The organism is Mesobacillus jeotgali (genome assembly GCF_002874535.1).
Taxonomy (GTDB): Bacteria; Bacillota; Bacilli; order Bacillales; family Cytobacillaceae; genus Mesobacillus; species Mesobacillus jeotgali.
Window position 1 is genome coordinate 3,495,553 of the sequence record NZ_CP025025.1, and the last position, 13,698, is coordinate 3,509,250.

The following is a 13,698-nucleotide window of genomic DNA, read 5'->3' on the forward strand; positions in this document are numbered from 1 at the left end:
AAATCCTACCCTATTATTAGATTTATAGTTAGTTTATTTTTCTAAAATATATTTTAAATTATGATCAAACGTTCATAAATCAACTCGCTTCGTTGGTTGAATAAGAACAAAACCGACTTATAAAAGCCGGATCATAAGCTCGTACAGGAACTGAAGAGCCTTTATTCTGGTGCCACCAACTTGTCATTGGCACACAATATTACTATATGGATGTCAACTTGTAACAATATAAAGTCTGATACAAAAGGAAAAATGGCGTGAATATTTCCCACGCCATTTGCTATGCCATTTTTGCCGCATGCACCTTAAAAACAACCAGTTTATTGCCATTAACCAGCTTGCTTCTTATTGCTGAATGGCTGTGACGACTAATCGCTCTTCGTGATTTTTTGTGAGCGGGTTGAACCATCCTGTGCATGTAATTAATTGTAAACGTTTTTGTGAAGTAAATCCGAAAATCTCTTCGATTGGTCCGTCATCATAAGGGTAGGATTCAATCTTTACGATTTTATAGCGCAAGGTCTTTTCACTGTCTGACAAAATTACTTCATCATCAAGAGCGACATCCTCCAGATCGAAAAACACACCTTTTCCAAGATAGTTATCGACATGCCCAGCCAAAACTGCATTCCCATTCTCCCCTGGCCTGGCGCCTTTAGTGTACCACCCAATTTCCATTACATCTTCCGGGACTTCCATTGCTCCATCCTCTTGAAGTCCAACAGGAATGATTTTTGCATCAAGCCCGATTGATGAAATGGTTAGGTTTAATGGGACCATGCCTTTTTCTTGTGTGACCTTTTTTGCGGAAGGTTTCGAATTCGAAGCCGGTGAATTAACAACTGGTTCTGCCTGTACTTCTTCTATGTCCACAATCGGATCAGAGTTCATGGGTTGACAGCCTGCAAGAATTACAACTAATAAGAGTTTAAGATTGAAAAGCATTTTTTCTTTTATAGAAAAAGAAACTTACTGCACCGATCAGCAATACAAATGGGAGCATACTCATCATCAGACCTGTCACTCCGCCCTTACCGGTGTCAGGCATTTCTTTAGGCATCGCTGATGTCGAAGGGTCTGCTAAGACAATGGCATCAAGTGCAGGCTCTCCGCTGGCAAGACCAACAGCAAGCACAGTATAAATCATATCTGCTTTCAGCTCAGTTCCTGGTAAAGACAGCACCACATCCTGCGTACCGGCTGCCCTAACTTCCAAATCTAATGTAGCGGGATCAACTTCCATGTAATCCGTGACACCCTTGAATGGTGCGTTCGGAAAAAGAACATCTCCACCAGTCACTGCGACATCAACGGCTGGAGCGTCAGGGGAGAAATGGCCGACTCGAACCTTTGCTTTGCCCATTTCTGTCATCATGTCATCATTCATCACTGCAACTTCAAGTGCTTCTAATTTGTTGATCGCCAGAGCGGTGTAAGCCTTCTCTGCTTCAACGGATAATTGTGTTGTCAATACCGGCTTGCCGTCAGCTACTGTACCAGCAGCAAAAATGCTTACTTCATGGTCGCCAGCTGGCACCATCAGGTAATCTGTTACAGCCTTAAACTCTGCGTTTTCTACAACTACATCACCATTAACAGTGATATCGACTGCTGGCGCATCAGGGGAAGCATGAACGATCCGTACCTTCGCTTGGTCATGACCATCAGCGAGCACAGAACCTCCAAAACCGGAAAACATCATCGTGAAAATCAGCAAAAACAAAAACTTCTTCATCTCCATCTCTCCTTTGTTTAAATATCGTATAACTTATAAGCTGATTATGTATAAATCCAGTTTAATAAGTTATACAACACTTATACAAAACTTATATAACATCTGTCAATTGATAACCCTTTCGAATGTGCTGAAATAAAAAAGCATCCTTCAATGTTAATAACGGGTTTACTTGTGAGGTGCAAAACGGCAAATCACAGACAAAATCACATATTAATTCGCACCGATTCCACACTATTCACAATACAAAAAGGCTTAGAGAAATTTTCATCTCTAAGCCTTTTTTCATATTATCTTATTGTGCTAAAGCACCCAATAGTTCAATAAGCGGTCCGTGGTTATTCAAGAATACTTTTTTCTGCCACGCACAGCCCGATCACGGATAAGGGAAACAGCGGCGAGTTGATAAATAAGCGGAGAAATTCCCCTTAATTTCGAAAAAGCTTTAAACATAGCTCAAATAGCCGGAGAAATTCCGACTATCGACTCAAAAAACAGGCAAATGGACAATTTGGCACCATTTAATCGGAAATTCTCCGCTTATTTCCACCCAACCGAGCCATATTCTTCACACTAACCGGAGAATCTCCGGTTATTTTAAGTCTTGTTGGGAACTCAAATTTGCCTTCACTATCCTCCATTGTGCAGCTCCTTTTACAAACTCATTTATTGACATTATAACAAAATTATCCAAATACTTCTTCAACATTACTGCTTCGTTACTTCAATAAGAAAAGCCTCAGAGAATGGCATCTGATCATTATCTCAAGCACCCGTTCGTAGAAGATACTACCACTTAAAATAGTCCGGTACCTGATAATTTTAGCAATGTGTTCACTATGTATTTTTGACCAAGTTCATGATTGGTAAAGAAGTTATCATCGTATATATAACCTCTCTCTCTAAAACAGGTATACCATACACCATCCTCCTCAAAAAAATGGAATCCATCAGTCATAGAATATCTACTCGTTGAATAATTCTCTGGAATACCATTAATTGAGACATATTCGTATATCTCTTCTTTACTCACCGTAAAAACTTCTGAGTAAGTATGATTTTCCATATCTTTAACACCAAGCGTTTTACATGCAAATTTTAATGGATTTCCACAGAGTAGTATATTTATCTGCGTTTCTTTATCAACCAAGAATACCTACCCCTTATAATTATGTTTTTTTATGCTATCCTGCTTCTTTAGCGCAATAAGAAAAGGTGCAGTTTTTATGACTTGACCTTGTTACTGAAACGGTTTATCCAACCATCTTCCGTATACAGTTCTCCAGCTAAACCATCACTAATATCCTTAATACTAACTGGTTTGTTACCGTCATTTATGGTTACATCTATAGATTCATCTTGTTCTAATGTCCATAACAAATGATGTAGTGTGGTATCTACAATTTTAGGGACCAGAGTGTTAATTAACTCACTTTGACCGCTCAAAGATATAAGGTTGTATAACCTTTGGCTTTCTTCACTCTTCATTTTTCCTTGAATTGTCATATCCCATTGCTCTATTGCTTCATCTCGAACATTTTTAATTAAGATTTCTCCAATTAAATCTAGGAACTTAGCATTCATTTATAAAAACATCTCCTAACCAAATCGCTTCTTAAACTAACCTGCTCCTTAGCTAAATAAGGAATTCAACAAAAAAGGTGGTTAATCCTTCCTGGATCAACGCACCCGGTAGCTTAATAACATTTAATTTCCATATTTATCTTCTCTTGTGGGGATACCATATTCCTCTGGATGATTAAAAATATCTTCATATGTTAATGACCCAACAACGTCAAACTTTTTAGTATCTGGGTTATATTCAAAAACCACAAGTTGCTCCCAACCATTTGTATCAATAACTCCAATTCTATTAGGTGCGATTTGAACAATTCTCCCACCTTGATTAACAACATCAACATTAGAAGGTGGTATTTGAATTTGCTCTTTAGTATTCATTTTAAAGGCAATGACAATCAAACACACTAATATTCCACTTAAAATAACTTTAATAAAAGTATCATTTTGCATACCCTTACCTCCCTTTTCGACTGAATTTTACCTTATGCTTGTTCAACTAACCTGCTCCGTTACTTTAAGTACATTATTTCACAAGGTCTTCGATAGTCTTATTTCAATTTTAACATAAATATCCAAACACCTTCACAATTACCATAAAATCCACTTACCAAATCACCACAAAATCACATACCCTCCAATAATTATTTCCGTCAATGTGAAATGACCTGTGAATTGATGTGTGATTTTTAAATTATATTACAAAAAAACATTGATATAACACGAAAAATCGCACGGTGAATTTCAATGTGAGAATCCGTGCGATTTGCTTTGTGTTTTACTTGTTTGCACCTCTGAAGTAAACCCGTTATCAATGTTAAAGGGTGCTCGTTTGTATTATGCCTATAAACTTGCCATTGGTCCAAAGAATTCGAAGTGAATTCTGTCTTCTGTGACGCCAAGGTCTTTTAACGCTGCGTTGATTGCTTTCATGAATGCTACCGGGCCGCAGAAATAGAAGTCTGATTGTTCAAGATTCACGTTTTCTTTTAGCCATTCCTTCGTTACGTAGCCCTCAACATCATAGCTGTTATTCTGGCGGTCTTCTTCAGTTGGCTGATCGTAGAATACCACTGAATTCACCTTTGCTTTTGCCGCTGTCTTTGCGACTTCATCTTTTAGTGCATGGACTTTGCCGTTTTGTGCTGCATGGATGAAGGTAACTTCTTTTTCCGGCTGAAGGTCTGCTACTGTGTTAAGCATGCTGACCATTGGAGTCAAGCCAACTCCGCCGCTAATCAGGACAACCGGAGTATCTTTTTCTGTATCAAGGAAGAAGTCTCCTGCTGGCGCGCTTATTTGTAACACTTCTCCTTCTTCTACAGTATTGTGAAGGTAATTGGATACCTTGCCATCAGGAGTTTCCATGCCGGCTTCCTTTTTAACGCTGATGCGGTAGTAGTCTTTACCTGGTGCATCAGACAAGCTGTACTGGCGGATATGAGTGAAATCTTCTCCTTCGATTTCAAGCTTGACGCTGATATACTGTCCTGGCTTGAAAGCAGCGATTTCTTTTCCATCTACAGGCTTCAGGTAAAATGACGTGATGACTTCACTTTCCTCGACTTTGTTCGCAACAATAAATGGACGGAAGCCATCCCATCCTCCTATTTGATTCGCTGCTGCACCATACATTTCCGCTTCCACAGAGATGAACGCGTCCGCAATTACACCATATGCCTCTGCCCAGGCATTGATGATTTCATCAGTAGCTGCATCTCCTAGCACTTCCTTGATCGCAATCAACAAATGCTTCCCTACGATCGGGTAATGCTCAGGCAGGATGCCAAGGCTGCGGTGCTTGTGGGCAATCTGGTTTACAACCGGAAGAATGGCTTCAAGATTGTCAATGTATTTTGCAGCTGCATATACAGTTCCAGCCAACGCTCTCTGCTGTCTGCCCTGCTTCTGATTCGCATGGTTAAAAATATTCAAAAGCTCTGGATGGTTTTCAAACATCGTTTTATAGAATACTGTCGTGATTTGTTCACCGTGAACTTCAAGCACCGGCACTGTAGATTTGATGATTTCAATTGTTTTTTGATCTAGCATAATAAACACTCCCCTATGTCTATCTCTTCTCGTCGAGGCTTATTTACCTCATTCCCATAGTGATTATAATAAAATACTTCAGCAGACTAAGTGATTCAAATCACACTATCGCAAAATAGTACTTTTCAGCTAGGGTTTTTCACAGGGATCAGCTTCAATTTAAGTCATTACGTGGCAAAAGTACCTTTTTAACCGAAACATGATAGTATATAGCGATCAAAGCATTCATCAAAAAGAGCGGCAAAACTTTTTATAGCGGAAAATTCGTTTTTATAGCGATTTTTTCATTTTTATAGCGACTTTTTGATTATTATAGCGACTTTTTAACTTTTATAGCGCAAATCAACTTTTTATAGCGAATTGGAAATTCACGCTGATTTTTTCCAGTTTTAAAACAAACAAAAGCACTGCCTAAGCAGTGCTCCTCCACTTTAAAATTCAAAACGTTCTTCAAAAATAGTAACTTCCTTCATGCGCTTGTTATTCAGTTCAAAGCCAATGCCTGGACGCTCTGGCATTTTGACCATTCCATTATGAACCGTGATTTCCGGCTGGATAATGTCTTCTTCCCAATAGCGGTCTGAACCGGAGATATCACCCGGAATCGTAAAGCCTGGAAGCGATGCGAGAGCGATATTGTGTGCTCTCGAGATCCCAAATTCAATCATCCCACCTGCCCACACTGGAATCCCTTTAGAAACACAATAGTCGTGTATTCGCTTTGCTTCACCTATGCCGCCCACTCGTCCAATTTTAATATTGATTACCTTGCAGCTGCCAAGCTCGATTGCTTTCCTTGCGTCGTCAAAAGTGACGATGCTTTCATCAAGGCATATAGGCGTCTCTATTTGAGATTGCAGCTTGGCATGGTCAATAATGTCATCATATCCCAGGGGCTGCTCGATCATCAGCAGGCCGAATTGATCCAGGGCTTTCAAACGGTCCACATCCTCCAAAGCATATGCCGAGTTGGCATCCGCCATTAACGGGAGGTCAGGGAACTGCTTGCGTATTCCTGAGATATAGTGAAAATCATCTTCCGGACTGATTTTTACTTTTACCCGTTTGAAGCCTTGCTCTAGATAGCCTTCAATTTGTTTGATTGCTTCCTGTAGATTGGGATTGCCTACAACGACACCTGCAGGGATGGATTCCATGCCGCCGCCAATCAGGATGGATAACGGGACGCCCTCTTTTTTCGCCTGCAAATCCCAAAGTGCTGTTTCCAGCGCAGCCTTTGCCATATGATTTCTCCGCACGGAACTGAACAATGCTAAGGCCTGATCTGGATGGCTGATCGCTTTCTTTTTTAAAAGAGGAACTAAATAATCCTTTAGCATATGGTATGAAGTCTGGACGGTCTCCTCCGTATACCATGGTGATGAAAAGGCGACACCTTCACCATAGCCAATAAAACCAGTTCGGTCCTCAATCTCGACGATAATCGCTTCTCTCTCTGTCACTGAACCTAAATGGGTGGTGAACGGGTTTTTCAATGGCATTTTGACGATTGATAGTTTAACACCTTTAATGTCCAATGCCATCCTCCTCCGCTTCAAGCCACTCTCGCAGTTTGCGTCTTAATAATTTTTTCGCGGCATTTCTTGGCAGGTCTTCAACAAAGTAGAATTTTTTCGGAAGCTTGTATTTTGCGAGTTTCTCTTCACAAAGAGCCAGCAATGCCTCTTCGGAAACTCCTGAATCGCTTTTCACAATAAAAGCCACAGGCACTTGTTGCCACTTTTCATCTGGTGTCCCAATCACTCCCGCGTCAGAAACCCCGGGATGCGAAAGCAGTACGCCTTCAATTTCAGCAGGATAGATGTTTTCTCCTCCTGATATGATTAAATCTGAACGGCGATCAAGGACATAAAGGAAGCCTTCACTGTCCAAATAGCCGATATCACCGGTGTGAAGCCAGTTATCCCGGATTTTATCAGCAGTTACATCCGGACGATTCAAATAGCCAATCGTCACATTTGGACCTTTAACAAGAATCTCTCCCTCAGCTCCCTGTGGAACATCCTGCCCATCTGAATCGACAATCCGGATTTGGTTAGGAAATAAAGCTTTACCGGCAGAACCGAGGCGTTGAATGCTGTACTCCGGAGACAAGGTTGCAAATTGTGACGATGTTTCCGTCATTCCATATGTCTGGAACACAGGAATATCTTTATCTATGCAGGATTCCAACAAAGGCAGCGGAGCAGGCCCGCCGCCTAGCAGCATGCACCGGAAGGAGTCCGGCAGTTTTTCAGAGCCAAGCTCCGCGAGGACTCTCCTCAGCATCGTACTGACCACAGACATCACCGTAACTTGATATTTCTGAATATCCTCAACTACCTTTTTTTCTTCAAACGATGAATGAAGAATAACTGGCATTCCGTATATCTGGCTCCTCATCAAAATAGAGTAGCCGCTAATATGGAAGATAGGGACAACGCAAAGCCATTTATCATGTTCATGCAATCCAAGATTGAGAGCTGACGCGTTTGCACTCCACCAATGGTTGCCATAAGTTTGCATGACACCCTTCGGATTGCCGGTCGTGCCTGATGTATACATGATCGTCGTTACTTCGTCCAAATTGTACTCTTCAAGAATAGAGACAGTCTTCTCTGGCAACTGGCTCCATTCATCTGTACTAATATTTCTTATGTCATAATCAATCTCTGAAACTTTAGCATTAAAGCGATTCTCATATAACAGTACTTTCGCTTCACTGTCACCAAGCTGCCATGACAGCTCTTCAGATGTAAGTCGATTGTTCAAAATAACCGTCCTGATTCCAGCCATTTGCAAGGCGTATAAAATAAACACAGATTCAGCCTGATTCGAAAACAGCACCGCTGCTGTTTCACCTTTATGCAGACCTAGTGCGCCCAGCTTTGATGAAAAGGACTTAGCCTTTTCAAAAACTTGTTTAAACGTATATGTATTCCCTTCGAAAATCAGTGCTTCGCGGTCAGGAGACAAATCTGCCCGCTTTTTCAGCCAGTTTGGCATGGTTTCAGTCATGGATGTCACCTCTTCTCTACATACTAAAACAGCTTGATGGATGTCCATCAAGCTGTTTGTAAATAAGAAAAGTGCAAGCGCCTTGGTCAGCCCCGACAAGCGCTGGAGGGCCGACTGGTGAAGTCGTTCTGTGACTTCATTGGGCGGACCGAAGCGACTCGAGGGGCTAGGCGCTGGAACTAGACACAAATCTTAGTGTAAAAGGTTAAACTCTCTTTTAGTGTTACTAAATCAAGGGAATCTTGGGAACTGTCCGAAGTCTGGCTTGCGCTTTTCTTTGAACGCGTCGCGGCCTTCTTTCGCTTCTTCTGTTGTGTAGTAAAGCAACGTTGCATCTCCTGCCATTTGCTGAAGTCCAGCAAGTCCATCAGTGTCTGCATTCATGGCAGCTTTCAAGAAGCGAAGTGCTGTTGGGCTCTTCTCAAGAATTTCCTCACACCACTTGAGTGTTTCCTCTTCAACCTGATCAAGAGGTACAACTGTGTTGACAAGACCCATGTCCAAAGCTTCCTGGGCATTGTATTGACGGCATAAGAACCAGATTTCGCGAGCCTTTTTGTGGCCGACGATTCTAGCAAGGTAGCCTGAACCGTAACCAGCATCAAAGCTTCCTACTTTTGGTCCTGTCTGGCCGAAAATCGCATTATCTGCTGCAATTGTAAGGTCACATACTACATGAAGAACATGTCCCCCACCAATTGCGTAACCTTTAACCTGAGCAATTACCGGCTTAGGAATCACACGAATCAAGCGCTGAAGGTCAAGGACATTCAAGCGTGGAATTTGGTCTTCACCAACGTATCCCCCATGTCCGCGCACTTTCTGGTCTCCACCGGAGCAGAATGCATCATCTCCAGCACCAGTCAGGACGATTACTCCAACACTGGCATCATCACGTGCATAAGCAAATGCATCGATCAATTCCATAACCGTTTTAGGGCGGAATGCATTGCGCACTTCCGGGCGGTTAATAGTGATTCTGGCGATGCCATTATATGTTTCATACAGAATATCTTCGTACTTGCGTTCTGAAACCCATTCAACTGTCATAAAGACAACCTCCTATTATGTATTCGACAAAAACTCACTTACTATTGTACCAAATTTTTCACGTTCTTCCACATGAATTGCATGGCCACAATCAATTATCGACAAATGTTTTGCATTTGGAAGCTTTAAAGCCATGTCAGCAGCTATTTTACAGAACTTATAATCCAGTTCACCAGTAATCAAAAGTGTCTCGAAAGCAAAAGTCGTTAGCTTGTCCCACCATGATGGCTGGGCACCTGTCCCCATTCCCCTCAGGCTGTTAGCCAATCCGACGGGGTCATTCCTCAGCCTTTGACTTCTTATTTGTTCCCTTACTTCTGCTGGAAGATTCAACTGTGACTGAAAAAGCGGGATCGATTCCCAAAAATCAATGAATCTCTCAAGGCCTTCATTCTCGATTTTATCTGCCAGCTTGTGATCTTGTTGAATTCTCGCTTCACGATCTTCTGAATTGACCAAACCTGGTGTCGTGCTTTCTAGCACCAGCTTCCTTACTCTCTCAGGATACAGACTGGCAAAAGTGATTGCCGTCCTGCCACCCATTGAGTATCCTAGGAAATCCGCTTTTTCGATGCCCAGCTGGTCTAGCAGCACCTTTAAATCCATAGCGGCTTTCTTGATGTCATATCGCGCCATATCGCCTGGCGATTCAGTCTCCCCATGGCCAATAAGATCGACCATCAACATATTTGAATGTTGTCCCCACATAGGACAAAACGGCCTCCAAGTGGAAGCCGCACCTGTAAAACCATGAAGCAACACAAGGGGAAAACCATCACCGCACTGCTCGACATGATATCGTACGCCGTTAATCATGGTTTTCATTTTGTGTCACCTTTTAGCATAGTAGTTATTTCCCGGGAAACAGAATTCCACAAATCTCGATGTTCCTTCAGGTTGGAATCCCTTGTTGTCCTGATTTCCATCACTTTTAAGCCGCCAACCTCTTGGTTTTTGGCAAAAGTCTCTGAAAATTGCTCCCAATCTTTGATTAAATCATATTTCCCGTTGTACATTTCGACAACATGGCTGAAATCCAGGTCCAAAGGTGTACCGAAAAGCTTTTCAAAATGCTTCGGTTCTTTTGCCTGAGGCAGGAATGAGAAGATTCCGCCGCCATTATTGTTGATCAGCAAAATATTTATATCGATATTATATAATTTTGAAGCCAATAATCCGTTCAGATCATGATAGAATGTCAGATCGCCCAATACAAGGTAGCATGGCTGCGATACGCTGGCTACTCCAAGTGCGGTAGAAACGATACCGTCTATACCGTTCGCTCCTCTGTTTGCCATGACCTTTATATTTTTTTTATTTAATAGGAAGAACGAATCAAGATCCCTGATTGGCATGCTGTTGCCGACAAACAATGTTGAGCCTTCCGGCAGCATTTCAGTGAGCTGCTGGAATAGCTTCCCTTCACTTAAGTCCTCAACTTGAGAAATAGCAGCTAACTGTTCTTTTGCCAGTTCATTTATAGTAAGCCATTTTTGCAGATAGTCAGACTTGCCTGCTGGTACAGCGGCCTCGCTGATTTTTTTGCAGAATAAAGCTTCATCGCAATATAGCATTTCAGAAGCCGACATCGTAGGCTCACGCCACCCGGCGCCGCTGTCGACAACGAATTGTCGGGCAGTCCGGTTTTCTTTTATAAATATAGTCAGAGCTTTTGAGATTGGCATTGCTCCAAACCGGATGATAACATCAGGCTTCAATGCTTCCTTCGCATCTTCATTCCTTAAAAACGCATCATAAGCATCAATGATGTGTTGGCCATCATGTTCTCCGCTTCGCAATTGTGAAAGTGGATCAGCAATTATCGGGAATTGTAATTTTTCTGCAAGGGCAATGACTTCACCTGTAAATTCGCTGTTGTCTAGCTGTCCGCAAACAATAACCCCATTCGTATATGAAGCAATATCCTCACTGATTGCAGCAAACGTTTGATCAGATAAACTGAGGTGACCTGTCTCAATTTCCACATAACCGCCAACGCGCTCAGGCAGCTCGAACATGTTTTCATCCATAATAGGAATCAACGGTTCCCTGAATGGGAAGTTCAAATGGACCGGTCCCTGTGGATAACTAGATGCGGTAGCGGCTGCCCTTCCGCAAACTGTCCGAGCATAGCGGATCATATCCTCCGTTTTTTCCGGCGGTGCCATTTCGACAAACCATTTTACATTCTTGCCGTACAGATGGATCTGGTCAATGGCCTGCGGGGCACCAACATCTCGCAATTCATGCGGACGGTCTGCTGTCAGGACAATCAATGGAACCCTTGAAATACTGGCTTCAATCACCGCTGGATAGTAATTCGCAGCAGCTGTTCCTGACGTACAAAGCAAAGCGACAGGCTTTCGAGTGGCCTTCGCAATCCCAAGGGCGAAGAATGAAGCAGATCGTTCATCGACCTGTATATGGATGCGCAGGTCTGGGTGCTCAGCCATCACCAGTGCCATAGGCGTTGACCTCGAACCAGGACTGATGACAACATCCTCCACTCCTGATTTGGATAATTCCGAAACGAATGCTGCGATATATGCTGTTAAACCTTCCTGGTGGCTCATGTGATCTTTCCTCCAAGTGCTGTAAGCATCGGCCTGAACTTGATGCTAGTCTCTTTATATTCGCTTTCGGCATTAGAATCTGCCACAATGCCGCAGCCTGCAAATAGCGAAGCTTCATTCCCCTGAATCAGTCCTGAGCGGATCGCTACGGCAAATTCACCATTTCCCTGATAATCCATCCAGCCAACCGGAGCTGCATAAAGACCTCTGTCCAATTGTTCAATTTCCCTGATTTTCACGATCGCTGCCTGCTTCGGCAAGCCGCCCAGTGCAGGAGTCGGGTGAAGTCTGTTTACTAAATGAAGAAGTGATGTACCTTCCCGGTTCTTGCCGATTACAGGTGTATACAAATGCTGTATATATTTCATTTTCATCAATACAGGCTGTTCAGGAAGAAGCACCTCATCACAGGTTTCTTCCATCGCTCCCTTAATCATATCGACTACATATTGATGCTCTATTAAGTTTTTCTCGTCTGTTAAAAGCTCTTCACCGAGATTCTTATCTTCTTCAGGAGTGCTGCCCCTGGCGATTGAACCGGCCAGGCAGGCTGAAAACAGGCTTGCTCCATCCTTCTTGACCAACCGTTCAGGAGAAGCCCCAATAAAGCAGTCACCATTGGATTCGAAGGCAAAAGTAAAGCTTTCTTGCTGATTCTCAAGTAGATTCGCCAGGACACTTTCTGACTGGACTTCATTTGTAAAATGAAGACGCAACTCCCTCGCAAGCACGACTTTCTTCAGTTCGCTTTTTTCAAAACCGTCTACAACATCTGTGACAGTCTGCTTCCATGCCTCAGGATTAATTTCGATAATATCTTTAAGATCAAGCCTGGCTAGTGCTGGTTTCTGTCCAGCCTTCGAAAGTACACCTTCCCTCTCCTTTGTGACTTTATCAAAAAGTGACATATCGTCATGCTGGGTGCAGACTACATTGGTTGTAAAGTACGCCTCCCCTTTGACAATAGTCAGCATATATTTCGGAATGTGGAAAAGAGCTTCCGAAAACTTGGACCATAACCCTGTTTTCTTCTTCAGTGGATCAAATGTAAATCCGCCAAACATAGAAGGTCCCGTTCCATTTACATTGTATTTATTAAAAACCAGTGCTGTATCCATGAAGCGCTTCCACTCTTTTTCAACATGAAAAAAGCGGTCAGCTTCCTGATCCGACTGTATTTGTCCGCATATACCCAATCCAGTTAGGAAGTGTTCCCCTTCAGGATCCTTCCAGAAAAAGCGTTCTCCAAAAAACTTTTCCCTGCCTGAAGCAAAAAAATAAAAAGGATCTATACGATCTATTTTATGGACCTCGCTGACCAAAATCGACTGAGATTGTCCTTTGGCTCGCTCAATCGCATCAAGAATTCCCTGTCTAAGTTCCGTTTCCTGAATGGCAACCAAAATTATCCCCCCAATAACAGCCTCTCATCTGTTATCACAACGTTTTCAAGCTTATTTTAAGATACACCTCATACATCACGATGTCAATGATGGCGGGCTTTCTTAACCTGTTAATATCCTTATTATATATTACACGCAAACACCAGAGGCAATCTGGAAAATCCATCCTCATTATACGCGAAAATACTAATTGACAGTGTTTATGTGAATATCTACACTTATAATTGTAAGGTAATTTAGCCTAGATATGAAAGGTCTTTTTGACAATTTTGGCTCATTTAGATAAAAT

General features: G+C 42.3%; 12 protein-coding genes. All 12 read right to left on the reverse strand.

Features of this window, described 5'->3' with window-relative positions; all coding sequences use genetic code 11:
• Nucleotides 1–345 precede the first annotated feature (345 nt).
• Nucleotides 346–891 (reverse strand): class F sortase, encoded by a 546-nt coding sequence (locus tag CD004_RS17730; RefSeq protein ID WP_158651586.1) that lies wholly within the window; start codon nucleotides 889–891, stop codon nucleotides 346–348.
• Nucleotides 892–928: 37 nt separating this feature from the next.
• On the reverse strand, nucleotides 929–1,735 hold the full coding sequence (locus CD004_RS17735) for a DUF4397 domain-containing protein (RefSeq protein ID WP_102263974.1): 807 nt from the start codon (nucleotides 1,733–1,735) through the stop codon (nucleotides 929–931).
• A 796-nt stretch (nucleotides 1,736–2,531) separates the two neighbouring features.
• Nucleotides 2,532–2,885, reverse strand: coding sequence for a hypothetical protein (locus CD004_RS17740; protein ID WP_102263975.1), 354 nt, complete (start codon nucleotides 2,883–2,885; stop codon nucleotides 2,532–2,534).
• A gap of 74 nt (nucleotides 2,886–2,959) precedes the next feature.
• Nucleotides 2,960–3,319, reverse strand: a complete 360-nt coding sequence (locus CD004_RS17745; RefSeq protein ID WP_102263976.1) for an epimerase — start codon at nucleotides 3,317–3,319, stop codon at nucleotides 2,960–2,962.
• A 123-nt stretch (nucleotides 3,320–3,442) separates the two neighbouring features.
• Nucleotides 3,443–3,766, reverse strand: coding sequence for a hypothetical protein (locus tag CD004_RS17750; protein WP_102263977.1), 324 nt, complete (start codon nucleotides 3,764–3,766; stop codon nucleotides 3,443–3,445).
• Between the two features lie 390 nt (nucleotides 3,767–4,156).
• Nucleotides 4,157–5,365: an NO-inducible flavohemoprotein gene (hmpA, locus tag CD004_RS17755; protein WP_102263978.1), complete on the reverse strand. Its 1,209-nt coding sequence runs from the start codon at nucleotides 5,363–5,365 to the stop codon at nucleotides 4,157–4,159.
• A gap of 431 nt (nucleotides 5,366–5,796) precedes the next feature.
• The gene (gene menC, locus CD004_RS17760) at nucleotides 5,797–6,903 is read right to left on the reverse strand and encodes an o-succinylbenzoate synthase (RefSeq protein ID WP_407657628.1); all 1,107 of its coding nucleotides are present in this window, start codon (nucleotides 6,901–6,903) and stop codon (nucleotides 5,797–5,799) included.
• On the reverse strand, nucleotides 6,893–8,383 hold the full coding sequence (locus CD004_RS17765; protein ID WP_102263980.1) for an o-succinylbenzoate--CoA ligase: 1,491 nt from the start codon (nucleotides 8,381–8,383) through the stop codon (nucleotides 6,893–6,895). Before CD004_RS17765 ends, menC begins: the two co-directional genes overlap by 11 nt.
• Nucleotides 8,384–8,614: 231 nt before the next feature.
• Nucleotides 8,615–9,433: a 1,4-dihydroxy-2-naphthoyl-CoA synthase gene (gene menB / locus CD004_RS17770; RefSeq protein ID WP_041968025.1), complete on the reverse strand. Its 819-nt coding sequence runs from the start codon at nucleotides 9,431–9,433 to the stop codon at nucleotides 8,615–8,617.
• A 15-nt stretch (nucleotides 9,434–9,448) separates the two neighbouring features.
• Nucleotides 9,449–10,258, reverse strand: a complete 810-nt coding sequence (menH, locus tag CD004_RS17775; protein ID WP_102263981.1) for a 2-succinyl-6-hydroxy-2,4-cyclohexadiene-1-carboxylate synthase — start codon at nucleotides 10,256–10,258, stop codon at nucleotides 9,449–9,451.
• On the reverse strand, nucleotides 10,255–12,006 hold the full coding sequence (gene menD / locus CD004_RS17780; RefSeq protein ID WP_102263982.1) for a 2-succinyl-5-enolpyruvyl-6-hydroxy-3-cyclohexene-1-carboxylic-acid synthase: 1,752 nt from the start codon (nucleotides 12,004–12,006) through the stop codon (nucleotides 10,255–10,257). The genes menH and menD overlap by 4 nt, the downstream gene beginning before the upstream one ends.
• Nucleotides 12,003–13,409: an isochorismate synthase gene (locus CD004_RS17785; protein ID WP_102263983.1), complete on the reverse strand. Its 1,407-nt coding sequence runs from the start codon at nucleotides 13,407–13,409 to the stop codon at nucleotides 12,003–12,005. The genes menD and CD004_RS17785 overlap by 4 nt, the downstream gene beginning before the upstream one ends.
• Nucleotides 13,410–13,698: the final 289 nt, after the last annotated feature.